This is a genomic window from Methylobacterium sp. SyP6R, from assembly GCF_019216885.1.
Classification (GTDB): domain Bacteria; phylum Pseudomonadota; class Alphaproteobacteria; order Rhizobiales; family Beijerinckiaceae; genus Methylobacterium.
In genome coordinates this window covers 3,074,330-3,097,896 of record NZ_JAAQRC020000001.1, presented here as the reverse complement: position 1 = coordinate 3,097,896, position 23,567 = coordinate 3,074,330, and the positions used below count along the sequence as shown (strand labels likewise).

Genomic DNA, 23,567 nt, shown 5'->3' with positions numbered 1-23,567 from the left:
TTGCGATCACGCAGCCATCGGCTCGTTTCGCCGCTCCGGTTGCGGCCATGGACATCCGGCGCGGTTGAACAGGGGGGACGGCATGGCTTAACCCCGTGGCACGGACCCAGGACCTGCCGCTCCTCTCCAAGAGGAATGTCGTCGTCCACACGGACCTCATCCCCGCCGCCCCCTGATCCCCGGTTCCATGTCCACGATCCCCGCCCCCCGCTCGCCCGAGACCCCCACCCTCGACCAGTTCCGCCGCATCGTGCTCAAGGTCGGCTCGGCGCTCCTCGTCGACCGGGCGCGGGGGCGGCTGCGCCATGCCTGGCTGGCGGCGCTCGCCGAGGACATCGCCGAGCTGCATGGCCGCGGCGTCGACGTGCTGGTGGTCTCCTCCGGCTCGATCGCGCTCGGGCGCACCGTGCTCAATCTCGCGCCCGGCCCCTTGCGCCTGGAGGAAAGCCAGGCCGCGGCGGCGGTGGGGCAGATCGCGCTCGCCCGGCACTGGTCGGAGGCGCTGTCCCATCACGGAATCGTCGCCGGCCAGATCCTGGTGACGCCGCAGGACACCGAGGAGCGGAGGCGCTACCTCAACGCCCGGGCGACCACCCTGAAGCTCCTGGAGGAGCGCGCCGTCCCGGTCGTCAACGAGAACGACACGGTGGCGACTTCGGAGATCCGCTACGGCGACAACGACCGCCTCGCCGCCCGGGTCGCCACGATGATCGGCGCCGACCTGCTGGTGCTCTTTTCCGATATCGACGGGCTCTACACCGCCCCGCCGGCAAGCGACCCGAATGCCGAGCACCTGCCCGTCATCGCCCGGATCACCCCGGAGATCGACGCCATGGCGGGCGGTCCCGCCTCGGAGTTGTCGCGCGGCGGCATGCGCACCAAGGTCGAGGCGGCCAAGATCGCGATCTCGGGCGGCACCCAGATGATGATCGCCGACGGGAGGGCGAAGAACCCGCTGAAGGCCGTGGCGAACGGGGCGCGCTGCTCGTGGTTCCTCGCCGGCTCGACGCCGGGTGCCGCCCGCAAGACCTGGATCGCCGGCTCGCTGGAGCCGCGCGGGACGCTCACGATCGATGCCGGCGCGGCCCGCGCGCTCCAGGGCGGGGCGAGCCTCTTGCCGGTCGGCGTCCGGCGCGTCGAGGGCAGCTTCAGCCGCGGCGACGCGGTGACGATCCGGGCCGAGGACGGGACGGTGCTCGCCCGCGGCCTCGTGGCCTATGACAGCGAGGATGCGGCCCGCATCCTCGGGCGGTCGAGCCGGGAGATCGAGGCGGTTTTGGGCTATCCGGGCCGCGCCGCGATGGTGCACCGGGACGACTTGGCGGTGGTGGGGGATTGAGGTGAGGCGAATCAACATTCTCGGCAGTGCCGGGAGTGGAAAATCCACCCTCGCCCGCAGGCTCGGCGAAAAGCTGCATCTTCCGATCATCAATCTGGACCGACTGTTCTGGGAGCCGGGATGGCAGAAGGCCGACAAAGCGGTCTTCCGACAGCGTGTCGAGCAGGCGGTGAGCGGAGAAGCGTGGATCTGCGAGGGCAACTACGCCTCGCAGACGTTCGCGCTCCGCATGCCGCGCGCCGAACTGACCGTCTGGCTCGATACTCCACGCCTGATCTGTGCCCTCCGCGTCGCTTGGCGAAGCATGCGAACCACGGACAGGCCCGACCTTCCGGCAGGATGTCGCGAAGGGAACGTGAAGAATGCGGTCGAACTCGTACGGGACGCTTGGCAGTTCGACGCCAAGCAGCGTGCGCGAATCGAGGCGGAGCTTGCCCATTGGAGCGCGGCAGGCACGATCACGCGCCTCAGAAGCGGAGATGAGATAGCCGATCTCCTGTCGAGCATCCGGGCGCAAGATCGCTGATGCGATATGACGGAGCACGGCACACGACGGAAGCTGCTCCCAGCGTCGCCGACCCTTCCCACCCACGACCTCATCCTGAGGTGTTGGCCGATTGAAAATCGGCTGACCTCGAAGGAGAAATCCAGGGATCGCACAGACTTCTGGAGCCCTCCTTCGAGGTCAGTCCATGAAGGATGGACTGATACGAAATCCGGAAGATCACTTCCGGATTTCGTATCACCAGCCCGCGCGGCGCGTGAGCGAAGCTGATTTCCGCATCGCGAAGCGATCAGTCGGAAATCGTATGACACCTCAGGATGAGGTTGCAGAAGGGAAAAGCCTGATGATCGCGGGCTTTGCACCAGTGTCGTGTACTGTGATGGCTGACGCACCTCGTACCGAAGCATCACCCCAAACACCAAGAAGGCGCCCGAGGGGCGATTTCGCCCCTGGCGCCTTGCTTGAACCATCGAGAACGTCACCCCGGCGAACCGGGGCGGCGCGATCAGCAGAAAAACTGACCGATGCGGCGCTCGAGATCGTCGGTGATGCGGCCGCCGTTGGTCTCGACGTACTCGCCGATCTGGCGCTCCAGGCGGCGCTGATTGGCGGCGTGGATCGCGTGGACCATGCGGCTCACGAGGGTGAGGATGCCGGGCTCGATATCGGAGCGCTCGTCGATGGTGGGAGAGATGAGCGAGTGAGTGATGACCGCGAGCATGGGGATCTCCTGTGAGATTGCGCGCGGGCGTTTCCGGTGTTCTTGTTGCAACGCAATATGGACGCTCCCGCGCTGCACACAAGCGTGGCGGCTGCAGCGGCGCCATGCGATTCCGGCATGCCCGATCCGGGAGCCGGGTTAACCCGACGGTTACGCTTGCGCGTTGCGGACCAACGGGTTGACCGGGGTTGACCCGGCGGACCCGACACGTCAATCACCCCTCGCCTGCCCCCGTCGCCTGCGCGTCATGCTGGCCTGCTAGGCGAGCCGACCGACCGGGGGGATTTCCCCGCGGGCGGGGCACACCGTCAACGACAACCCGGAGATCTCGAGCGCCATGACCGACTGGCCCGTCCACGGCCGCATCAGCGGCCCCATCGTGATGATCGGCTTCGGCTCGATCGGCCGGGGCACCCTGCCCCTGATCGAGCGCCACTTCACCTACGACAAGGCCCGGTTCACGGTGGTGGAGCCGTCGGATGCCCACAAGGCGCTCGCCGACAAGCACGGCCTGCGCTTCGAGCAGGTCGCGCTGACCAAGGACAATTACCGGGAGGTGCTCACCCCGCTCCTCACCGAGGGCGGCGGCCAGGGCTTCTGCGTCAACCTCTCGGTCGACACCTCGTCGCGGGACATCATGGAGCTGTGCCGCGAGATCGGCGCGCTCTACATCGACACCGTCGCCGAGCCGTGGCCGGGCTTCTACTTCGACAAGAATGCCGGCCCCGCCGACCGCACCAACTACGCCTTGCGCGAGCAGGTGCTCGATGCCCGCCGCCGCAAGCCCGGCGGTCCGACCGCGGTGTCGTGCTGCGGCGCCAATCCCGGCATGGTGTCGTGGTTCGTCAAGCAGGCGCTCCTCAACGTCGCGGCCGATCTGGGCCTCCAGACCCCCGAGCCGAAGACCCGCGAGGGCTGGGCCGCGCTGATGCGCGAGACCGGCGTCAAGGGCATCCACATCGCCGAGCGCGACACCCAGCGCGCCAAGTCGGAGAAGCCGCAGGGCGTCTTCGTCAACACCTGGTCGGTCGAGGGCTTCGTCTCCGAGGGCAACCAGCCGGCCGAGCTCGGCTGGGGCACCCACGAGACCTGGATGCCGGAGAACGGCCGCACGCTGCCCAACGACGCCCCGGCGATCTACCTGCTCCAGCCCGGCGCCGACACCCGCGTGCGCTCCTGGACCCCGACCGCCCAGGCGCAGTTCGGATTCCTGGTGACCCACAACGAGGCGATCTCGATCGCCGACTACTACACGGTGCGCCAGGACGGTCAGGCGGTCTACCGGCCGACCTGCCACTACGCCTATCACCCTTGCAACGAGGCGGTGCTCTCGCTGCACGAGATGTGGGGCCAGGCCGGCAAGGTGCAGGAGACGCAGCACATCCTCGACGAGAACGAGATCGTCGACGGCATCGACGAGCTCGGCGTGCTGCTCTACGGCCACGGCAAGAACGCCTACTGGTACGGCTCGCAGCTCTCCATCGAGGAGACCCGCCGGATCGCCCCCTACCAGAACGCCACCGGCCTCCAGGTGACCTCCGCCGTGCTCGCCGGCATGGTCTGGGCGCTGGAGAACCCGGAGGCCGGCATCGTCGAGGCCGACGAGGTCGATTTCCGCCGCTGCCTGGAAGTGCAGACGCCGTATCTCGGGCCCGTGATCGGGGTCTATACCGACTGGACCCCGCTCTCCGGTCGCCCCGGCCTCTTCCCGGAGGACATCGACGAGAGCGATCCCTGGCAGTTCCGCAACGTGCTGGTGCACGGCGCGTAAAACCGCCCCGCGATCCGGCATCGCACCCCCCTCGTTCGGGCGCGGTGCCGCAGCGCAGCGAGACTGTCGCCCGTCCCCGCCCGGTGCTACCATCCTGGCGGTGACAGGGAGCCGTCATGTCGCTCGCGCTCAGGCGCGCCCCGCGGATGCGGGTCGCCGACTTCATCGCCATGATCCGCGACCGCCCGGACGAGGAGCGCTGGGAGCTTCTCGACGGCGAGGCCGTGCTGATGGCGCCGCCGGGTGAGCGGCATCAGCAAATCGTCATGAATCTGGGTCGCCAGCTCGCGACCCTGGCCGAGAAGCTGGGATGCCGGGCTCTGCCCGGGCTCGGCCTGCGCAACGATTTCGTCGACGATTACGCGCCGATCCCCGATCTCGTCGTGCGATGCGGCCCGCTTCTTTCCGACGGCTACGCGCGCGACCCACTGATCGTCGCCGAGGTCTTGTCCCCGTCCACCATGAACAACGACCGCGGTCGCAAGGCGGCGTTCTACCAGGGCCTCCAGACCCTGCGCGCCTACCTGATCGTTTATCAGGACGAGGCCCGGGTGGAGGTCTGGTCACGCGGGAACGGCCCGGACTGGTCCCTGCGCGTCCTCAGCCGCGACGATACGATCCCGCTGCCCGATCTCGGCGGGGAAATCCCCGTTGCCGCCCTGTATCACGGCCTTCCCCTCTGACGTCCGAGCCGCCCTTGCCCCATTTCGACGAATTCTACGCCAACAAGCTGCGCGGCACCCTCGGGGTGACCGACGCCGAGTCGGTGCTCGACCTGCGCGGCGCACCCCGGGCCCAGGCCGAGGCCTCGCTGGCCGAAATGCTGGAGCGCAGCCGCTTCGCCAAGGGCAAGACCGTGGCGGTGCGCCTCGACGCGCCGACGCCCGGCGGCGGCGAGACGCTGTTCCAGCCTGTCGGCCGCCAACTCCTCGACGCCAAGCGCCGCGGCTGGGTCGACCGGCTGCAGACCCTGCCGTCCCAGGACGGGCTCGGCTTCTACATCGCGCTCGCCGGGCGCCCCGACAAGACGCCCGAGGCGCGCTGACACCATGGCGACCCAGCCCTCCGCCGCGAACCTCGCCGACCTGGCGGCCACCGAGCTCCTGCACCTCTATGCGCGCCGCGCCCTCTCGCCGGTCGAGGTGACCCGGGCCGTGATCGCCCGGGCGGAGACCGCGGAGCCGCAGCTGCACGCCCTCTACGCCTTCACGCCGGAGGCCGCGCTCGCCGCCGCCCGCGCGTCCGAGGCCCGGTGGATGCGGGGCGAGGCCCGGCCCCTCGACGGGGTACCGGTCACCATCAAGGAGAACATCGCCAGACAGGGCGTGCCGATGCCGCTCGGCACGGCCGCCCGCGACGACGCACCTCCGAGCCCGGGCGATGCACCGGCCACCGCCCGCCTGCGCGAGGACGGGGCGGTCATCCTCGCCGCCACGACGATGCCGGATTACGGCATGCTGTCCTCAGGGCTGTCGAGCTTCCACCCCCTCACCCGCAACCCGTGGGACCTGAGCAGGGGGCCGGGCGGCTCGTCGGCCGGCTCGGGCGCGGCGGCGGCCGCCGGCTACGGCCCGATCCACCTCGGCACCGATATCGGCGGCTCGATCCGCCTGCCCGCCTCGTGGTGCGGCGTCGTCGGCCACAAGCCGAGCCACGGCCGGGTGCCCCTCGACAACGCCTTCTACGGCCGCTGCGCGGGCCCCCTCACCCGCAGCGTCGCCGATGCGGCGCTGGCGATGCGCAGCATCAGCCGCCCGGACGACCGCGATCCCACCGGCCTGCCACCAGCCGACCTGCCCTGGCTCGATCTCGACGGTCTCGAACCGAAGGGCCTGCGCCTCGGCCTGGTGATGGAGGCCGGGGCCGGGCTTCCCCTCGATCCGGCCAACCGCGCGGTGATCGAGGCGGCGGTCCGGCTCCTCGCCGAGGCGGGCGCGACGGTCGAGCCGGTCCCAGCCCTCCTCACGCCAGAGATGCTCGACGGGCTCGACCTGTTCTGGCGCCAGCGCGCCTCCCTCGACATCGAGGCGCTGGACGAGGACCGCCGCGCCCGGGTGCTGCCGTTCATCCGCGAATGGGCGGCGGGCGGCCGGGATTTGACCGGTGCGGCCGTGTTCCACGGCATGAGCCAGATGGCGGCGATGCGCGACGCCGCGCTGGCGGCGATCCGCCCGTTCGACTTCCTGATCGGCCCGGTCTCGCCCAACCCGCCCTTCCCGGCCGAGCACGCCTCGCCGACCAACGACCCGGCGCGCGCGATGGCCCACATCGCCTACACGGTGCCGTTCAACATGTCGGAGCAGCCAGCGATCTCGGTCCCGGCGGGCTTCACGCCGGACGGGCTGCCGGTCGGCCTTCAGATCGCCGGCCGGCGCTTCGACGATGTCGGGGTGCTGCGGTTGGCCCGGGCCTTCGAGCGGATCCGGCCGGCGCTGAGGGCGTGGCCGGTGGTGGGGTAGTCGGGGAAGGGAAAAGGCGGGGGTTTCCCCCTCCCCCCTCTGCGGCAGAGCTGTCCGAGGAAAGAAAAAAGCGCGTCTCCCCTCTCACGAGTGGGAGAGGGGATCCCGCGCCTCTTCACCGGTCCCGCGATCCGTCCCTCACCGGATCAGGTTACTCTTCGCCAGATCGAGCACCTCGTCACCGCGGCCGTTCATCACCGCCCGCATCATCCAGAGGCTGAAACCCTTCACCTGCTCCGCCTTGATCTGCGGCGGCATGGCGAGTTCCTGGCGGTTCGTCACCACGTCGAGGAGGGCCGGGCCGTCATGGGCCAGCATCTCGGCGATGGCGCCCTCCAGATCGCCCGGATCCTCGACCCGGCGGCCGTGCAGGCCGGCGGCGCGGGCGATGGCCGAAAAATCCGGGTTCTGGAGCGCGACGCCGGTCTCGAGATAGCCGGCGGCCTTCATCTCCAGTTCGACGAAGCCGAGGGTGCCGTTGTTGAACACCACCACCTTCACCGGCAGCTTCTCCTGCACCAGGGTGAGGAGGTCGCCCATCAGCATGGTGAAGCCGCCGTCGCCCGCGAGCGCGATCACCTGACGGCCCGGTTGCGCGGCCTGCAAGCCGATCGCGTGCGCCATGGCGTTGGCCATCGAGCCGTGCACCCAGGAACCGATCAGCCGCCGGCCTTGCGCCATCGCGAGGTAGCGCGCCGCCCAGATCGTCGGCGTGCCGACATCCGCCGTGAACACCGCATCCGGCGCCGCCGCCTCGCTCACCAGCCGGGTCAGGTGTTGCGGGTGGATCGGCCCGCTTCCGGGCTTGCCGGTCGCCAGTTCGTCGAGACCCTCGCGGGCCTTGGCGTAGTGCTTGAGGCAGCGTTCGAGGTGGCGGGAATCGTCGCGCGGCGTCAGCCGCGTCAGCAGGCCCGCGATCGTCACCCCGACATCGCCGACGAGGCCGAGATCGAGCCGACAGCGGCGGCCGAGATTCTCCGGCCGGATGTCGATCTGGGCGATCTTCGCATGGTCGGGATAGAACTGGCGGTAGGGGAAGTCGGTGCCGAGCAGCAGCAGGGCGTCGCAGGCCTCCATGGCGGCATAGCCGGAGGAGAAGCCGATCAGCCCGGTCATGCCGACATCGTAGGGGTTGTCGTGCTCGACATGCTCCTTGCCGCCGAGCGCGTGCACCACCGGTGCCTTCAGGGTCTCGGCGAGGCGGATCACCTGGTCCCGCGCCCCGGCGCAGCCGCGGCCGCAGAACAGGGTCACCGTCTTCGCGCCGTCGAGGAGCTCGGCCAGCGCGTCGAGCTCGGATGCCGGCGGCAGGACGATCGGGGGCTTCGGCGCCAGGGTCGCGGGCGCGGCGAGCGCCCGGGCGGGCGCGTCCTTCAGGGCGACGTCGCCCGGGATCACCACCACCGAGACGCCGCCCTTGCCCAGTGCCGTGCGGATCGCGATCTCCAGGACGAAAGGAAGCTGCGCCGGATCGGAGACCATCTCGCAATAGTGGCTGCACTCCCGAAACAGCTCCTCGGGATGTGTGGCCTGGAAGTAGCCGGTGCCGATCTCCGCCGAAGGGATGTGGGCGGCGATCGCCAGCACCGGCGTGCGCGTGCGGTGGGCGTCGTAGAGGCCGTTGATGAGGTGGAGGTGGCCCGGCCCGCAGGAGCCGGCGCAGACCGCGAGCCCGCCGGTGACTTGCGATTCGGCGGAGGCCGCGAAGGCCGCCACCTCCTCGTGGCGCACATGCACCCAGCGGATGCTTCCCGGGTTCTTGCCCCTGGCGCGGATCGCCTCGGTGAGGCCGTTCAGGCTGTCGCCGACGACGCCGTAGACGCGTTCGACGCCGGCATGCTCCAGGGTCTCGATGCAGAGATCGGCAACGGTGCGGCCCGTCATGATACGCTGCTCCTGCGCTTTGCGCCGCGAGCGGCCCGGCCGCTGCGGGCGAGGAAACGATGTCTCGTCGAGGCGCTCCGTCCCACGGCCGTAACTAGGGCGCGTTCGCCGGAAGGGGATGCGCGGTCTCGCGTCGGGCAGGGCCGAAGGCTGGACGGCGACGGGCGCAGCCATGCCCTCGGCTGGCCCCAGCCCGCCCCGAAGGAGCGCGGCAAGAGACGACGCGCAAAGCAGGCGCTGAAAAGAAAAAGGCCACTCTTGCGAGCGGCCCGAAGTCTAGGGAGGAAACGCCCAAGAGGGCTGGCAAGTCCGCGACGCCATCGCGTCCTTGCGTGAGTTGTGTATCCCATGATTTTTCGCACTGCACAATCCGGACTTTCGTGCGGGGTGCCATGCGCGCGGCGCATGAAGCGCGGCCGTGGCCGGGTCAGGCCGGTCCGATCTCGAACTCCATCCCGCGCCCCGGCCCCTGATCGGCATAGTCGACGAGGGTGTAGCCGCGCTCCGCCAGGGCCGCCTCCAGGTCGTCGCGGTGCCGGCGAAACATCTGCCCGATCGCCAGCGGCGTCAGCCGCGGGCTCGCCCGCCGGAGCGCGTCGACGCCGACCTGGACCGGCGCGCCCTCCCGGTCGGCGATCCGGATCAGGATCGCGGCCAGTTCCGCCGCCTTGGTCTCGGCCGCGGATTTCGGCTTGAAGGCCATCTCTTTCTCCCTCGCTCAACCGCCGCCGACCTGCTCGGCGAAGTCTTCCGGGATCTCGCCGAAGGTGCCGAGGATCGTCACGCTCTCGAGTTCGCCGGTCTCGTCATCCGCCACGATGCGCAGGGCGGCCGCGCCCGGCATCCGCCCGGCGATCGCCTCCGCCCGCTTGAGCGCCCCGCTCTCCGTCGGCGCCACGTCGCGCGCGCCCGGCCGCAACCGCTTCCGATGCACCTCGAACGTCTGCACCATGAAGGTCGTCCGCATCGTCATTCCCGCTCTCCCGCCACCATTCACCCGAAACCCGAGACGTCGGCGCGACCGTAAGGCTCCGGCCCGTCTGTTCTTTTTTCGTTCTAGAGCATCGCCCGGCCACTCTCCACCGCGCGCCTCGTCGCGGCTGCGGCGAGCGGATTAAGCCGTTCGACTGAACGTGCAACGTCACCGAACGTCACCGAACCGTTGCTCAAGCGCGTCTATAGGCCGGCCTGGAAACATTCCAAGGAAGTCCCCATGGCCACCGGTCCCTCGACGACGCAGACCCCCTACCTCGTGCCGAGCACCGGCGCGATCGGCTTCACGTCGATCCTGAGCGTGGGCGACACCGTGCCCGGCTCGGTCAAGGCGGACGGCACGCCCTGGCGCTTCGTCGGCATCCCGGACGGCATCGGCGCCTTCGACAACGGCGACGGCACCGCCACGGTGCTGGTCAACCACGAGATCGGCGCCACCTCCGGCGTGGTCCGGGCGCACGGCTCGGCCGGCGCCTTCGTCGACCGGCTGGTCGTCGACAAGGCGAGCCTGAAGGTCCTCTCGGCCGGCGACCTCGGCACCAGCTATTACGGCTTCAACACCGCGACCGGCTCCTACGTCCAGGGCACCACCGCGCTCGCCCGCCTGTGCTCGGCCGACCTGCCGGCGGTCTCGGCCTTCTACGATGCGGCGACCGGGCTCGGCACGCAGGCCCGCATCTTCATGAACGGCGAGGAGACCGGGGCCGAGGGCCGGGCGCTCGCCTGGGTGGTGAACGGCCCCGAGGCCGGCCGGATCTACGAATTGCCCCGCCTCGGCAAGTTCTCGATGGAGAACTCCCTGGCGAACCCGGCCACGGGCGTGAAGACGGTGACGATCGGCACCGACGATTCCTCGACCGGCCAGCTCTACGTCTATGTCGGCACCAAGCAGGCGACCGGCTCCGAGATCGACAAGGCCGGCCTGACCAACGGCAAGCTCTACGGCATCAAGGTGCCGTCGGTGCTGGTCGAGACCAACGCCACCTCGCTCGACGCCGCCGGTGCCGCCTTCTCGTTGCAGGAGATGGGCCCGAACGGCGACGTCTCGCGGATGACCGGCGCCCAGCTCCAGACCGAGAGCGACGCCGAGGGCGTCACCACCTTCCTGCGGCCCGAGGACGGCGCCTGGGATCCGAGCAACTCCAACCGCTTCTACTTCAACACCACGAACGCCATCACCAGCCCGTCGCGGCTCTGGGCGCTCGAATTCACCGACGTCACCCGGCCGGAACTCGGCGGCACCATCAAGGAGGTGCTGCGCGGGACCGAAGGCCAGGTCATGCTCGACAACATGACGGTCACCGCCGACGGGAAGGTCCTCCTGCAGGAGGATCCGGGCAACAATGCCCGCATCTCGAAGGTCTTCCAGTATGATCCGGCCAACGGCTCCCTGACCGAGCTCGCCCAGCACGATCCGGCCCGCTTCGGCACGACGCCGACCGCGCCGTTCAACCAGGACGAGGAATCCTCCGGCATCGTCGACGTCAGCACGATCTTCGGCGCGCCGGGCCGGCAGGCCTACCTCCTCGACACCCAGGCGCATTACACGCTGGGCGGCGAGCTGGTCGAGGGCGGCCAGCTGATGCTGATGACCCAGGACCGCACGATCCGCGGCACCGCCGGCAACGACACCCTGATCGGCAGCGCCATCGACGACCTGATCCTCGGCGGTGCGGGCAACGACATCATCAACGGCGGCACCGGCACCAACGTCCTGTCGGGCGGCACCGGCACCGATACGGCGATGTTCGACTTCCGCCTTACCGAGGCCCGGGTGAGCGCCGAGAACGGTCGCGACGTGGTGAGTGCCGGCACCACCCGCAGCACCGTGACGGGCTTCGAGCGCTACCAGTTCACCGACGCCACGGTGGTCGTCGCCGATGGCTCCCCCCTCGTCGACGACCTGTTCTACCTCGCCAACAACAAGGACGTGCTCGCCGCCGGCCAGGACGCCGACACCCACTACGCCGCCTATGGCTGGAAGGAGGGCCGCGACCCCAACGCTCTGTTCTCCACCACCGGCTACCTCGCCGCCAACCCGACCGTCCGCGCCGCGGGCCAGAACCCGCTCGATCAGTACGATGCCACCGGCTGGAAGGAGGGCCGCGACCCCTCCGCCGCCTTCGACAACGAGCTGTACCTCGCCCGCAACCCCGACGTGAAGGCCGCCGGGATCGACCCGCTCAAGCACTTCATCGAGTACGGCCAGGACGAGGGCCGGCAGGCCTATGCGGCGATCGGCAAGACCGCCGATCTGGCGGCGCATCCGGGCTTCGACGCCGAGTACTACCTCCTGTCGAACCCCGACGTGGCCCGCGCGGCCATCGCGGCGGGCGGCGACTCGTCGGCCTACGCCTACCAGCACTACCAGACCTATGGCTGGAAGGAGGGGCGCAACCCCAACGCGGTGTTCGACACCAAGGGCTACCTGAACGCCTATGGCGACGTGAAGGCGGCCGGGATCGACCCGCTGATGCATTACGACCAGTACGGCTGGAAGGAAGGCCGCGACCCGTCGAAGGGCTTCGACTCCACGGCGTATCTCGATGCCTATGCCGACGTCGCCAAGGCCAAGCTCGATCCGATGCAGCATTACCTGCAATACGGCGCGCTCGAGGGCCGCTCCACCTTCGGCGACACCACCTTCGGCGCCGGCAACCTGGGCTGATCCGCCCGGGTCGATCGACCCACGCTCGACCATCGCAGTGCCCCGCCCCCGTCAGGTGGCGGGGCGCCTCGCGTTTCACGATGGCCCGCCGGAGGCGCAGACCTCCTACCCTCCTGCTGCCCTTGCGCCCTCCGGCAAGCTGGACCAAAGCGAGTCCCGCCGGGTCCCGGCACCCCTCCCCCCAGCTTTTCCCGCCCCAGCTTTTCCCACTCCGGCTTTTCCCGATGCAGGCCGTCCTCAACGCCGCGCTCCCGATCTTCGCGCTTATCCTGGCGGGCTTCCTGTGTGGCCGCACCGCCCTGTTCGGGCCGGCCGCCGCCGACAGCCTGAACCGGTTCGCGATCTACCTCGCCCTGCCGGCCTTGATGTTCGGCGCGATGGCGAAGATCACGCCGGACCAAGTCGCCCAGGTCGGGTTCGCGGCGGGTTTCGCGGGCGGGATCGCGGCGGCCTTCGCGGTGGCCTATGGGCTCGGGCGCGGGCGGTCCTTGAGCAGCGCCCAGGCCTGCATCGAGGGGCTGGATGCCGGCTACAGCAATGTCGGCTTCATGGGTATCCCGCTCTGCCTGCTGGTGTTCGGGCCGGCGAGCCTGCCGGCGGCGGTGATCGCCACCCTGTTCACCGCCTGCGTGCTGTTCCTGTTCGCGATCGTGCTGATCGAGCTCGACCTGCAGAAGGGGGCGGGGTCCGGCACCGGCCGCAAGGTGGTGCTGGCGCTGGTGCGCAACCCGCTCCTGATCGCGCCGCTCGCCGGCCTCGCGGTCGGCCTCACCGGGCTCACCGTGCCGGCGCCGATCGAGCGGTTCGCCGCGCTCCTCGGCGGTGCGGCCTCGCCCTGCGCGCTCGTCTGCATCGGGCTCTTCCTGGCGCAGGAGCGGGTGGTCCTCTCGGACACGAGGCCGATGGCGGTGTTGGTCGTGCTCAAGCTCGTGTTGCAGCCGGCGGTGACCGCTTTCCTCGTCTACAAGGTCTTCGCGGTGCCGGACCTGTGGGCGCGCGCCGCTTTGCTGCTCAGCGCGCTGCCGATCGGCTCGGGGCCGTTCACGCTCGCCAAGCTCTACGGGCTCGAAGCCGGCGTGACCTCGGGGGCGATCCTCCTCTCGCACATCGCCTCGGTCGTCACGGTGTCGTTGCTCGTCGCCTGGCTGGCGTGACGTCCTGGCTGGCGCGACGTCTTGGCTGGCGTGACGTCTTGGCTGGCCTGATCCGGTCTCCGGCGGCCCGGGGAGAAACGCCGGATTGCGCCCCGCTCCGCCGATGCTCTACGAGTGCCGCCATGGCACCTGTCGTTCGCTTCGCTCCCTCGCCCACCGGCTTCCTGCATATCGGCAATGCCCGGCCGGCCCTGTTCAACGCGCTGTTCGCCCGCCGGTCCGGCGGCCGGTTCTGGCTGCGCCTCGACGACACCGACACGGCGCGCTCGACGGCCGAATTCGCCGCGGCGATCGAGGAGGACCTGGGCTGGCTCGGCATCGTCCCGGACGGAATGTTTCGCCAGTCGGAGCGCCTCGCGATCTACGATGCCGCCGCCGAGCGCCTGAAGGCCTCGGGCCGGCTCTACCCGGCCTACGAGACGGCCGAGGAACTGGAGCGCCGCCGCCGGCGCCAGCTCGGCCGCGGCCTGCCGCCGGTCTACGACCGGGCCGCCCTCAAGCTCAGCCCCGAGGAGCGCGCCGCCTTCGAGGCCGAGGGGCGCCGGCCGCATTGGCGCTTCCGCCTCGATCCCGGCACCGTGACCTGGGACGACCTCGTGCGCGGGCCCTGCCACGTCGAGGCCGACAGCCTGTCCGACCCGGTGCTGATCCGCGAGGACGGCAGCTACCTCTACACCCTGCCTTCCGTGGTCGACGACGCCGAGACCGGCGTGACCCACGTGATCCGGGGCGAGGACCACGTCACCAACACCGCGGTCCAGATCCAGATTTTCTCCGCCCTCGGCGCGGCCGTGCCGGTCTTCGCCCATCACAACCTGCTCACCACGGCGAGCGGCGAGGGGCTGTCGAAGCGCCTCGGTCACCTCTCCCTGCGGGGCTTGCGCGACTCCGGCTACGAGCCGATGGCGGTGGCGGCGCTCGCGGTGCTGACCGGCTCGGCCGAGGCGGTGCGGCCGGTCTGCGACCTCGACGAGCTCGCCGCCCTCGTCGACCTCTCCCACGTCTCGCGCGCACCCGCGAAGTTCGACGAGCACGAGCTCGACGGCCTCAACGCCCGCGTCGTGCATGGCCTCGATTATGCGGCGGTGGCCGGACGGCTCTCCGCCCTCGGCGTCGCGCCCGAGCGGGCGCCCGCCTTCTGGGAGGTGGTGCGGGCGAACCTGACCCGGGTGTCGGACGCCGCCGAGTGGTGGCGGGTGGTCGCGGGCCCGGTGACGCCGGTGACCGGCGAGGCGCCGGACCTGCTCGCCGTCGCGCGCGATGCGTTGCCGCCGGAGCCGTGGGATGCCACGACCTGGAAGCTTGTGACGGAGGCGGTGCGGACGGCGACCGGCCTCAAGGGCAAGGCGCTGTTCCTGCCCTTGCGCCTCGCGCTGACCGGCCTCGACCACGGGCCGGACCTCGCCGGCCTCCTGCCGCTGATCGGGCGCGAGCGGGCGCTGGCGCGACTGAGCGGCCAGACGGCCTGACGGGGCGTGGGGCGCGCGGCCTGGAGCGTGGTTCGGCGAGGTGGATGGCGGTTCGTCGAAGACGACGCCTTGATGGATGCAGGATTTCCATCCCACCCGCAACCTCGTCCTGAGCTGTCATTTCATTGTGATGCTGCCATCGCGAGTCGAACCGGCTCCGGTTTTCTCAACAGCCTCGACACCCTCCTCGTCATTCCGGGGCCGCGTAGCGGAGCCCGGAATCCATAGCCACTGAGAGTTCAGAAAAACGCGGATCGCGTTCCGCTTCATCCAGTCCCACCCGAGGTTCTGGATTGCGCTTCGCGCGCCTTCGGGTCCGGGCTCCGCTGCGCGGCCCCGGAATGACGTGGAGGGTCCGAGATGCGTCGAGCCGAATCAGCGCCCGTGCAGGGGCGCCCGACGATGCGGCTCAGGCAGGGCGCAGGATCGGACCGATCGCGGCTCGCCCATCAACAGGCGCGGATCGCGCGCAATGCCCCGCCGCACCGGGCGTCATGTCCCGACCAGAACGACCATCCTGGCCTCCCCGCCGCCAGCCGCACCCGCCGACGAGGCATCGCCTATGTCTTTCGGACTAACCGGTTATGGCGAAGTCCCGCGTGACCCTGCGTCGGAGGCCCACCTGTGCTGGCCACACAGCGCTCCGGCCGTTGCCCCTTCTCGCGGGTACTGCCCCACAGCTTGACCGGAACAAGTGACAATTTCCATCAAGTCCTGTATGATCGATCCATAGAAATCCGCTAATACTCTCATTGTAATAGCTAAAAAACATAGCTCTTGTTAGCGTCAAACGATTTTGCCATTCGGTTTCCAGCCGCGGCCGTCCCTGCTCGTTCCATGGATTTTCTGGCCGCGATCGGCGTTCCCGCTCGTCCTGGATTGTATCATGCCCGCTCCGTCGTCGCGTCGTGCCACTCCCCTCTCGCGCGCGGGGCGTCGGCTGACCCGGTCGCTCCTGTCGGGGGTGGTGCTGTCGTCCGGCGTCGTTGCGGGGGCCCGCGGCCAGGACGCCGAGATCGCCCTCGACACGATCAGCGTCGCGGGCACCGCCCGCCCCGCCACGGCGACCGCCGCCGGGACGCAGGCCGGCGGCGCAAGGGGGCCGGTTCCGGGTTACGTCGCCGCGCGCAGCGTGGTGGCGACGAAGACCGACACGCCGATCCTCGAGACCGCGCAATCGATCACCGTGATCGGCCGCCAGCAGATCGAGGACCAGAACGCGCTCACCATCAACCAGGCCCTGCGCTACAGCCCGAGCGTGACCACCGAGCAGCGCGGCGGCGCCGGCGGGACCCGGCTGGAGCAGTTTGCGATCCGCGGCTTCACCGCCCCGCTCTTCCTCGACGGGATGCGCCTGCCGACCTCCCGCGACGCCTTCCCGTCGGTCGATCCCTACCGGATCGAGCGGATCGACATCGTCAAGGGCCCGGCCTCGGTGCTCTACGGCCAGTCCGGCCCCGGCGGCATCGTCAACCTCACGTCGAAGATGCCGCAATTCGTCCGCCACGGCGAGGTCTTCGTCCAGGGCGGCGGCTTCAGCGAGGTGCGGGGCGGCTTCGATGTCGGCGGGCCGATCACCTCGGAGACGACGATTCCCGGAACGGAGGAATTCGCCTACCGGGTGACGGCCTTGGGCTGGAACGGCGACGGGCCCGCGGTGACGACGCGGGTCGAGCGCGCCTTCATCCAGCCGAGCCTGACCTGGCGCCCCTCCGCCGACACCTCGCTCACCGTGCTCGGCCTCTACCAGCGCGACCCGTTCTCGGGCTTCTACGGCGGCTTCCCGGCCTACGGCACGGTCTTTCCGCGCAATTTCGGCAGCGGCATCGTCGGGCGCCTGCCGGTCGATTTCTACGACGGCGACCGCAATTTCGAGCAATCCGACCGCACGCAGGCCGCGGTGACCTATGTCCTCGATCACCGCTTCGACGACGCCTTCCGCTTCCACTCCTCGGGCCGTTTCCTGCGGACGGAAGGGCAGTATCGCAGCGTCTACGGCGCCTTCAGCGGCAACACCCCGCTCTTCCCGGCCACGGCGCTGACGACAGGGCCGCTGATCAACCGCTCGCGCATCGCCACCGACGTGGCGATCGACGCCTACACGATGGACAATTATGTCGAGGCGAAGTTCGACACCGGCCCCTTCGCCCATACCGCCCTGTTCGGCGTCGACCACCAGACGATCAAGACCCGCACGCTCCAGACCCCGTTCCCGGCCGCGCCCGACCTCAACGCGCTGACGCCGAACTACGACATGAACATCGCGGTGCCGGGATTCACCAGCAATGCCCGCATCACGGCGCAGCAGACCGGCGTCTACCTGCAAGACCAGATCAAGGTCGACCGCCTGGTCCTGACGCTCGGCGGGCGCTACGACACCGCCCGGCAGGCCGGGCCGACCCGGACGCTGGCCACCGGCGCCGTGGCGTTCCAGGACGTGCCCTCCGACGCGCTCACCTACCGGGCGAGCCTTCTCTACCGCTTCGACGGCGGCGTGGCGCCTTACGTTTCCTACAGCGAGGCATTCGAGCCGATCGCGAGCGGGCGCATCTACGATCCGGCCTTCGGCACGACCGGGCGGATCCCGGATCCGATCTCGAGCCGGCAATACGAGGCCGGCATCAAGTACCAGCCGCCGGGCACCGACATCCTGCTCACGGCCGCCGCCTTCGACATCAAGCGCTCGAACACCCTGACGCCGGACCCGGTGAACGGCCCGACCTTCAGCCTCCAGACCGGCGAGATCGGCGTGCAGGGCGTCGAGTTCGAGGCCCGGGCGACGCTGGCCGAGGGGCTGAACCTCGTCGGCGGCGTCTCCTTCCTCGACGTGCGCAACACGCGCGACACCAACACGACCTTCAACCAGGTCACCGGCCGGAACGTGCCGATCGTGGGCCTGCGTCCGGTCCAGGTGCCGGACCGCACCGCCTCGCTGTTCGTCGATTACCGCTTCCAGTCCGGCCCGCTCATGGGCCTGAGCCTCGGCGGCGGCGTGCGCTACCTCGGCGGCTCCTGGGGCGACCCGGCCAACACCTTCCGGGTGCCGGAAGCCGTGCTGGTCGACGCGGTGGCGGCTTACGACCTCAAGCACCTGAGCCCGACGCTCACCGGCTTCGACCTTCAGGTCAACGCCCAGAACCTCCTCGATGATCGCACCGTGACCGGCTGCTTCTCCTATGCGACCTGCTTCTACGGCCTGCCGCGCACGGTCTATGCGACCCTGCGCTACCGCTGGTAAGGGGGCGCGATGCCCCCCACACCGATGACCCGCTCACCCACGCTCTCGGACCGGGCCGCGGTGGCAGGACGCGTCGTCCTCGCCGCTGGGGGCGGCTACGGGGTTGCGGCGCTCGCGACCGCCCTCCTGTCCCTGACCCTGCCGATGCCCCGGGCGGAGGCCGTGACGATGGCGACGCTCGCGAGCTTCGCCATCATGGTCGGCGTCGTGGTCGTCGTCTTCGCGGCCCGCTCGCTCGGGCGCGCCGCCGGAATCGTCGGCGGCGTCGCCCTCGTGCTCGGCGTAGCTCTCGCCGCCGTCATCGGGCTCTTCCCGCTCGGTCACGCACCCTGAGAGCACGCGCCCGATGCATGTCCTTCTCTCTCCCACCCGCGACCTCATCCTGAGGTGTCAGTCCAACGGAGATGGACTGACCTCGAAGGAGGGCTTCAGATATCGCTGTGATCCCTGGAGCCCTCCTTCGAGGCTCCTTCCAGTCGCACCTCAGGATGAGGTCGTAGTTGGGATCGAACAGAGACACCGGGATATTTTTACTCCACTCGAAAACCGCTTGAGACTCGCGCCATGAAGCAGGGTTTCCGCCAGTCCATGGCGTGGCTGCACACCTGGTCCGGCCTCGTCGTCGGCTGGGTGCTGTTTTCCGTCTTCGTCACCGGCACCGCGACCTATTACCGGGCCGAGATCTCGCGCTGGATGCAGCCGGAACTGGCGCGGCACGCCACGATCGCGCCCGAAACCCTGGCGGCCTCGGCCGACCTCGCGGTCGCGCATCTGGAGGCCCATGCGGGGCACGCGCGGACGTGGTTCGTCGGCCTGCCGACGCCCGAGCGGCCCCTCGTCGAGCTGTTCTGGCGCAACGCGCCCGGCACGCCCCCGGGCCACGTCCTCCTCGATCCGAAGACCGGTGCGCCCGCCGCGCTTCGGGCGACCCGCGGCGGCGATTTCTTCTACCGCTTCCACTTCGAACTGAACCTGCCCCCGTTCTGGGGCCGCTGGATCGTCGGCATCTGCGCGATGGTGATGCTGGTGGCGCTGGTCAGCGGCATCGTCACCCACCGGCGCATCTTTTCGGATTTCTTCACCCTGCGCCGGGACAAGGCGGCGCAGCGCGGCTGGCTCGATGCCCACAACGTCAGCGGGGTGCTGGCGCTGCCGTTCCATCTGATGATCACCTATACGGGCGTGGTCACCCTGGCGCTGATGTACATGCCCTGGGGCATCACGGCGGCCTACAAGGGCGACCAGCAGGCCTACTTCGCCGAGACCGGTCAGATCACGACGAACCGCCCGGCCTCCGGACAACCCGGCACCCTCGCCCCGGTCGGGCCGATGGTGGTGAAGGCCCGCGCGACCATCCCCGAGACGCTGGAGCGGCTGACCATCGTCAACCCGCGCGACGCGAACTCCACGGTGGTGGCGGTGTTCGAGGAGCCGCACGGCCTCTCGCACGAGCACCCGCAGGTCGCCTTCGCGGGTACGAACGGAGAGGTGGTCGAGGTCCTGTCCGGGGGGCTGCGTCCGGCAGCCAAGACCTTCACCACGATGGTCGGCCTGCACGAGGCGCATTTCGCCGGAGCGGCCTTGCGGATGCTGTTCTTCCTGTGCGGGCTTATGGGCTGCGCCATGGTGGGGAGCGGGCTGGTGCTGTGGACCGTGGCGCGGCTGCCGAAGGTCGGAGCCGCGGCGGGATTCGGCTGGCGCCTCGTCCATGCGCTGAACCTCGGCACCATCGCGGGCCTGCCGGCCGCAATCGCCGCCTATCTCCTCGCCAACCGGCTCCTGCCCCTCGACCTCGGCGCCAGAGCGGAGTGGGAGGTCCGGGTGTTCTTCGGCGCCTGGATCGCCGTGGCGCTCGCAGGAGCGTGGCCGGCACCGCGGCGGGCCTGGCGCGGGGCACTCGCCCTCGTGGCGGCCCTGTTCGTCGCGGCGGTTCTCGCCGACGTCGCGACCGCCCGGATGCTCTGGGACGATCCGGCCTGGTTCCTCGGCTTCGACGCCGCCTTGCTGGCGCTTTCCGCCGGCTTCGCGCTCATCTCGCACAAGGTCGCCCGTTTCGCCGCACCGCGGCGGGCGCGCCGGATCGCGGACGAGCCCGCGGCCGCGCCGCAGATGGGGCGGGCATGACGCTGCTGATCGGCTCGGGCCTCGGCTTCCTCGGGCTTGCCGCCCTGTGCCTGAGCATGGCCCGGCACCATCAGGCCTTGTGGGCGGGCACGCCGGACCGCAGGCGCGTGCTGGCATTGCGCGCCGCCGGCTGGGCGCTGCTCGGCCTGTCCCTCGCCGCCGCGATCCGGCTCGACGGCTGGAATTTCGGCCCGGTCGATTGGCTCGGATCGCTGATCGGGGCGGGTCTTCTCCTGATCGTCGTCCAGTCGTACCGGCCGCGGGCGCTGCTCTGGATGGCGCCGCTCGCGGCGGCGGTGACGCTTGCCGCCGCGCTCGGGTCGCTGGCGTGAGGGGCGGGCCTCACCCCCGCCGCGATGCGTCTCCCAGCCGGCGCAGGTCGGCCACCACGGCCGGCGTGCCGGAATAGAGCAGACCGCCGGTGAGCATGTCGTCGGAGCCGAGATAGTCGGCGACGCCGCCGGCCTCGCGCACGAGCAGCAGCCCGGCATAGCAGTCCCAGGCATTGAGGCCGGGATCGTAGTAGCCTGCGAGCCGCCCGGCAGCGACGTAGGCCAGCATCAGGGCGCCCGAGCCGTTGCGGAACAGGACCCCGCCCTCGTCGTAGAGGCCGCGCACGAAGGCGGCGGCCTCCGCGGCGGGGGTCTTCTGGGTGGCGCCGAAGCCGATATTGGCGGAGGTCAGCACCGCGGCGGGGTCGACCCGCAGGGACCGGCCGTTCACGGTCGCGCCCTGCCCCGCGAGACCCGCATAGGTCTCGCGCAGGACCGGCGCCTCGATCACGCCGGCCACCAGCCCCTCGGGGCCGCGCACGCCGATCGACACGCACCAGTTCGGCTGGCCGTTGAGGAACGGGCTGGTCCCGTCGATCGGATCGACCACCCAGGTAAAGCCCGACCGGCTCGGGACCGGGGCGTGCTCCTCGCCGATCACGCCGTCCTCGGGGAAGGCCTCGGCGATGCGGGCGCGGATCAGGAGCTCGACCTCGCGGTCGGCCTGCGAGACGAGGTCCTGGGCGCCGCTTTTCTGCTCGATCACCAGCTCGTCGCGGGCGTTGAAGAACCCGAGCGCGGTCTCGCCGGCGGCGCGTGCGATGGCGAGGGCGGCGTCGTAGCGCGCGCGGGCGGCATCGATGGTCATGATCGGTCCTTCGAAAGAGAGAGGCGGCCGTCCTGCACGGCCGGCGATGTCAGGGATGCGACGGTGCGGCCCTCACCGCGGCGAGCGCCGTCGCGATGGCCGTGCGCGCCTCCGGCGAGGCCGGGCTCTGGGGCGGCACCGGATCGCCGACGGCGTAGCCCTGCATCTGGAGCGCCGCCTTGACGCAGGCCGCGAGGTTGTAGCGGGCAAACACTTCGTTGAAGGCCCAGACCCGCTTCTGCAGCGCCACCGCCTCCGTCCACCGCTCCTCCCGGCACAGCCGGTAGAGCGCCAGGCATTCCCGCGGGATGACGCAGGCGGGACCGGCGAACCAGCCCTTGCCGCCGAGCATCATCACGCTGGCGGCGATGTGCGAGGAGGCGGCGAAGACGTCGAGGTCGTCGCCGACACGGTTCAAGATCGAGAGCAGGCGCCCGGTATTGGTCGAGGCGTCCTTGATGCCGACGATGTTCGGGTGCTTCGCGAGCCGGGCGATCGAGGCGACCGAGAGGTCGGCGCGCTGGAAGTTCGGATTGGTGTAGAGGATGATCGGCAGGTCGGTGGCATCGGCCACGGTGAGGAAGTAGCGCTCGACCTCCGCCTCGGTGAGCGGGAAATACGCGTCGAGGATCAGCACGATCCCGTCCGCCCCCGCCGCCCGGCAGGCCTTCGCCTGCGCGACCGCGCCGCGGATCGCCGTCGAGGCGACGCCGGGCAGGACCGGCACCCGGCCTCCGGCGGCCGCGACCACCGCCGCCACGGTCTCGCGCTTCTGCCCCTCGTCGAGATAGGCGAACTCGCCGGTCGAGCCTAGCGGGGTCAGGCCGTGGACGCCCGCGGCGATCAGGTCGTCGCAGAGCGACGCCATCACCCCGGCCTCGACCCGCCCCTCCGCATCGAGCGGGGTGACGAGGTAGGGGATGATGCCCTCGAAGCGTGCCATCTCTCAGCGCTCCGCGAAGGTGCGCACCAGCGAATGGGCGATCGCCATCGGCGGCGGGGTCATCAGGCCGTCGGGGTGGCGGCGATCCAGCATCAGCCGCACCTCGTCGCGGGTGAACCAGCGGGCATCCTCCAGCTCGGTCCGGTCGAGCACCAGGGCGTCGCCTTGCGCCTCGCCCTCGCAGCCGATCATCAGCGAGGACGGGAACGGCCAGGGCTGCGAGAGGTGGTAGCGCACGGCGCCGACCCGCACACCGGCCTCCTCGAAGGTCTCGCGCCGCACCGCATCCTCGATGGTCTCGCCGGGCTCGAGGAAGCCGGCGAGGCAGGAATAGACGCCGGGCGCGAACCGGGCCTGGCGGCCGAGCAGGCAGCTTTCGCCATGCGTCACCAGCATGATCACCACGGGATCGGTGCGCGGGAAATGCTCGGTGCCGCAACTCGCGCAGTCGCGGCGGAAGCCGCCGCAGGAGAGCGTGGTGGCATTGCCGCAATTGGCGCAGAAGCCGTGCCGGGCGTGCCAGCCGAGCAGCGATTTCGCCGTGGCGAGCACCCCCATCTCGGGCGCCGGCACCGCGCCCTCGACGGCGACCGAGCGGGCATCGAGCACCCGGAAGGCCGGATCGTCGGCAAACAGTGCCGCCGCATCCGCCGGCAGCGCGCCCGCGAAGGCCGGGCGCCCGCCGACCCGGCCGAGGAACAGTTCCGGCGCCGGCGCCCCGGCCCGGGCCGCATCGGCGGGGTCGAGGAGGCAGGTGGCGCCGCCCTCGCTCACCCGCAGCACCGGCACGTCGCCGCAGAACAGCAGCAGGCTCGCATCGGGCGCGTCCGCCAGCGTCGGGGTCGGGCCGCTGCGCTCGGCGGAGTGACGCTCGAGCAGGCTGCGGGCGTAGCCGAGGCGGTCCAGGGAAGCTGGCGAAGAAGCTGGCGAAGAGGCGGTCAAGATCGGACCTCATGCATCATCGTGCGGAAGCCCGGCGCGGCCCCTCGCGTCGTGGCCAGCATGGGCAGGCAAAATGATGCAAAAGCAAGGCGGTGGGCCGGGGGAGCGGGTTGCCCCGGACGCATCGCGGCGGCCGGACGGCGGGGGCACGCCCCGCCGGGGAGGCGAGGCACCATGTCCCGATTGATCCACCGCAAGGCGAAGCGCCACAGCGCGG

General features: G+C 70.3%; 20 protein-coding genes. 13 read left to right on the top strand and 7 right to left on the bottom strand.

Translation table 11 applies throughout. The annotated features are described in order from the left end of the window. The first annotated feature begins 187 nt into the window (after positions 1–187). Together proB and HBB12_RS14300 are read left to right on the top strand one after the other, a co-directional pair. On the top strand, positions 188–1,339 hold the full coding sequence (gene proB, locus HBB12_RS14305) for a glutamate 5-kinase (protein ID WP_236989961.1): 1,152 nt from the start codon (positions 188–190) through the stop codon (positions 1,337–1,339). Position 1,340: 1 nt separating this feature from the next. Beyond that, a complete protein-coding gene (locus HBB12_RS14300; RefSeq protein ID WP_236989960.1) occupies positions 1,341–1,865 on the top strand; it encodes a P-loop NTPase family protein in 525 nt (174 codons plus the stop codon). A 484-nt stretch (positions 1,866–2,349) separates the two neighbouring features. Here the strand turns inward: HBB12_RS14300 and HBB12_RS14295 are convergent, their stop codons facing one another. Continuing rightward, positions 2,350–2,565 carry a hypothetical protein gene (locus tag HBB12_RS14295; protein ID WP_236989959.1) on the bottom strand — a complete coding sequence of 72 codons (216 nt, stop codon included), beginning with the start codon at positions 2,563–2,565 and terminating at the stop codon, positions 2,350–2,352. Between the two features lie 337 nt (positions 2,566–2,902). On the opposite strand from HBB12_RS14295, the gene HBB12_RS14290 reads away from it, so the two are divergent. The 4 genes from HBB12_RS14290 to HBB12_RS14275 all read left to right on the top strand — a co-directional run bounded on the left by HBB12_RS14290 (position 2,903) and on the right by HBB12_RS14275 (position 6,795). Next, on the top strand, positions 2,903–4,336 hold the full coding sequence (locus tag HBB12_RS14290; RefSeq protein ID WP_236989958.1) for a homospermidine synthase: 1,434 nt from the start codon (positions 2,903–2,905) through the stop codon (positions 4,334–4,336). 116 nt (positions 4,337–4,452) lie between these two features. Beyond that, positions 4,453–5,019 carry a Uma2 family endonuclease gene (locus tag HBB12_RS14285; RefSeq protein ID WP_236989957.1) on the top strand — a complete coding sequence of 189 codons (567 nt, stop codon included), beginning with the start codon at positions 4,453–4,455 and terminating at the stop codon, positions 5,017–5,019. 14 nt (positions 5,020–5,033) lie between these two features. Further along, complete coding sequence (locus HBB12_RS14280; protein WP_236989956.1) at positions 5,034–5,381, top strand: hypothetical protein; 348 nt, start codon at positions 5,034–5,036, stop codon at positions 5,379–5,381. 4 nt (positions 5,382–5,385) lie between these two features. Continuing rightward, complete coding sequence (locus tag HBB12_RS14275; RefSeq protein WP_236989955.1) at positions 5,386–6,795, top strand: amidase; 1,410 nt, start codon at positions 5,386–5,388, stop codon at positions 6,793–6,795. Between the two features lie 138 nt (positions 6,796–6,933). Here HBB12_RS14275 and poxB read toward each other — a convergent pair whose 3' ends face one another. The 3 genes from poxB to HBB12_RS14260 all read right to left on the bottom strand — a co-directional run bounded on the left by poxB (position 6,934) and on the right by HBB12_RS14260 (position 9,652). After that, the gene (gene poxB / locus HBB12_RS14270) at positions 6,934–8,679 is read right to left on the bottom strand and encodes a ubiquinone-dependent pyruvate dehydrogenase (RefSeq protein WP_236989954.1); all 1,746 of its coding nucleotides are present in this window, start codon (positions 8,677–8,679) and stop codon (positions 6,934–6,936) included. Between the two features lie 427 nt (positions 8,680–9,106). After that, on the bottom strand, positions 9,107–9,382 hold the full coding sequence (locus HBB12_RS14265) for an adenylosuccinate synthase (RefSeq protein ID WP_236989953.1): 276 nt from the start codon (positions 9,380–9,382) through the stop codon (positions 9,107–9,109). A gap of 15 nt (positions 9,383–9,397) precedes the next feature. Continuing rightward, on the bottom strand, positions 9,398–9,652 hold the full coding sequence (locus HBB12_RS14260) for a hypothetical protein (protein WP_236989952.1): 255 nt from the start codon (positions 9,650–9,652) through the stop codon (positions 9,398–9,400). A 240-nt stretch (positions 9,653–9,892) separates the two neighbouring features. Here HBB12_RS14260 and HBB12_RS14255 point away from each other — a divergent pair, with 240 nt between their 5' ends. The 7 genes from HBB12_RS14255 (at position 9,893) to HBB12_RS14225 (ending at position 20,657) form a co-directional block, all read left to right on the top strand. Continuing rightward, on the top strand, positions 9,893–12,340 hold the full coding sequence (locus HBB12_RS14255) for a calcium-binding protein (protein ID WP_236989951.1): 2,448 nt from the start codon (positions 9,893–9,895) through the stop codon (positions 12,338–12,340). A 224-nt stretch (positions 12,341–12,564) separates the two neighbouring features. Next, a complete protein-coding gene (locus HBB12_RS14250) occupies positions 12,565–13,494 on the top strand; it encodes an AEC family transporter (RefSeq protein WP_236989950.1) in 930 nt (309 codons plus the stop codon). A 122-nt stretch (positions 13,495–13,616) separates the two neighbouring features. After that, entirely contained in the window at positions 13,617–14,963 is a 1,347-nt protein-coding gene (gltX, locus tag HBB12_RS14245) for a glutamate--tRNA ligase (RefSeq protein WP_236989949.1), read from the top strand. An 886-nt stretch (positions 14,964–15,849) separates the two neighbouring features. Further along, entirely contained in the window at positions 15,850–18,201 is a 2,352-nt protein-coding gene (locus HBB12_RS14240; protein WP_236989948.1) for a TonB-dependent siderophore receptor, read from the top strand. Positions 18,202–18,225: 24 nt separating this feature from the next. Then, entirely contained in the window at positions 18,226–18,534 is a 309-nt protein-coding gene (locus HBB12_RS14235) for an iron transporter (protein WP_236989947.1), read from the top strand. Positions 18,535–18,765: 231 nt separating this feature from the next. Next, on the top strand, positions 18,766–20,325 hold the full coding sequence (locus tag HBB12_RS14230) for a PepSY-associated TM helix domain-containing protein (RefSeq protein WP_236989946.1): 1,560 nt from the start codon (positions 18,766–18,768) through the stop codon (positions 20,323–20,325). Continuing rightward, positions 20,322–20,657 carry a DUF3325 domain-containing protein gene (locus HBB12_RS14225; RefSeq protein WP_236989945.1) on the top strand — a complete coding sequence of 112 codons (336 nt, stop codon included), beginning with the start codon at positions 20,322–20,324 and terminating at the stop codon, positions 20,655–20,657. Before HBB12_RS14230 ends, HBB12_RS14225 begins: the two co-directional genes overlap by 4 nt. Before the next feature lie 10 nt (positions 20,658–20,667). On the opposite strand, the gene HBB12_RS14220 is transcribed toward HBB12_RS14225, so the two are convergent. The 3 genes from HBB12_RS14220 to nudC are packed head-to-tail and all read right to left on the bottom strand — an operon-like array spanning position 20,668 to position 23,350. Then, positions 20,668–21,465: an inositol monophosphatase family protein gene (locus tag HBB12_RS14220; RefSeq protein WP_236989944.1), complete on the bottom strand. Its 798-nt coding sequence runs from the start codon at positions 21,463–21,465 to the stop codon at positions 20,668–20,670. 49 nt (positions 21,466–21,514) lie between these two features. Next, the gene (locus HBB12_RS14215) at positions 21,515–22,408 is read right to left on the bottom strand and encodes a dihydrodipicolinate synthase family protein (RefSeq protein WP_236989943.1); all 894 of its coding nucleotides are present in this window, start codon (positions 22,406–22,408) and stop codon (positions 21,515–21,517) included. A gap of 3 nt (positions 22,409–22,411) precedes the next feature. After that, positions 22,412–23,350, bottom strand: a complete 939-nt coding sequence (gene nudC / locus HBB12_RS14210) for an NAD(+) diphosphatase (protein ID WP_236989942.1) — start codon at positions 23,348–23,350, stop codon at positions 22,412–22,414. Positions 23,351–23,567 lie beyond the last annotated feature (217 nt).

Coding starts and splice junctions, on each gene's coding strand:
- HBB12_RS14215 (WP_236989943.1), bottom strand. CDS start 22,408: ATGGCACGCTTCGAGGGCATCATCCCCTACCTCGTCACCCCGCTCGAT.
- HBB12_RS14225 (WP_236989945.1), top strand. CDS start 20,322: ATGACGCTGCTGATCGGCTCGGGCCTCGGCTTCCTCGGGCTTGCCGCC.
- HBB12_RS14290 (WP_236989958.1), top strand. CDS start 2,903: ATGACCGACTGGCCCGTCCACGGCCGCATCAGCGGCCCCATCGTGATG.
- HBB12_RS14220 (WP_236989944.1), bottom strand. CDS start 21,465: ATGACCATCGATGCCGCCCGCGCGCGCTACGACGCCGCCCTCGCCATC.
- HBB12_RS14255 (WP_236989951.1), top strand. CDS start 9,893: ATGGCCACCGGTCCCTCGACGACGCAGACCCCCTACCTCGTGCCGAGC.
- HBB12_RS14295 (WP_236989959.1), bottom strand. CDS start 2,565: ATGCTCGCGGTCATCACTCACTCGCTCATCTCTCCCACCATCGACGAG.
- HBB12_RS14250 (WP_236989950.1), top strand. CDS start 12,565: ATGCAGGCCGTCCTCAACGCCGCGCTCCCGATCTTCGCGCTTATCCTG.
- HBB12_RS14235 (WP_236989947.1), top strand. CDS start 18,226: ATGACCCGCTCACCCACGCTCTCGGACCGGGCCGCGGTGGCAGGACGC.
- HBB12_RS14275 (WP_236989955.1), top strand. CDS start 5,386: ATGGCGACCCAGCCCTCCGCCGCGAACCTCGCCGACCTGGCGGCCACC.
- gltX (WP_236989949.1), top strand. CDS start 13,617: ATGGCACCTGTCGTTCGCTTCGCTCCCTCGCCCACCGGCTTCCTGCAT.
- HBB12_RS14240 (WP_236989948.1), top strand. CDS start 15,850: ATGCCCGCTCCGTCGTCGCGTCGTGCCACTCCCCTCTCGCGCGCGGGG.
- proB (WP_236989961.1), top strand. CDS start 188: ATGTCCACGATCCCCGCCCCCCGCTCGCCCGAGACCCCCACCCTCGAC.
- poxB (WP_236989954.1), bottom strand. CDS start 8,679: ATGACGGGCCGCACCGTTGCCGATCTCTGCATCGAGACCCTGGAGCAT.
- HBB12_RS14230 (WP_236989946.1), top strand. CDS start 18,766: ATGAAGCAGGGTTTCCGCCAGTCCATGGCGTGGCTGCACACCTGGTCC.
- HBB12_RS14265 (WP_236989953.1), bottom strand. CDS start 9,382: ATGGCCTTCAAGCCGAAATCCGCGGCCGAGACCAAGGCGGCGGAACTG.
- HBB12_RS14285 (WP_236989957.1), top strand. CDS start 4,453: ATGTCGCTCGCGCTCAGGCGCGCCCCGCGGATGCGGGTCGCCGACTTC.
- HBB12_RS14260 (WP_236989952.1), bottom strand. CDS start 9,652: ATGACGATGCGGACGACCTTCATGGTGCAGACGTTCGAGGTGCATCGG.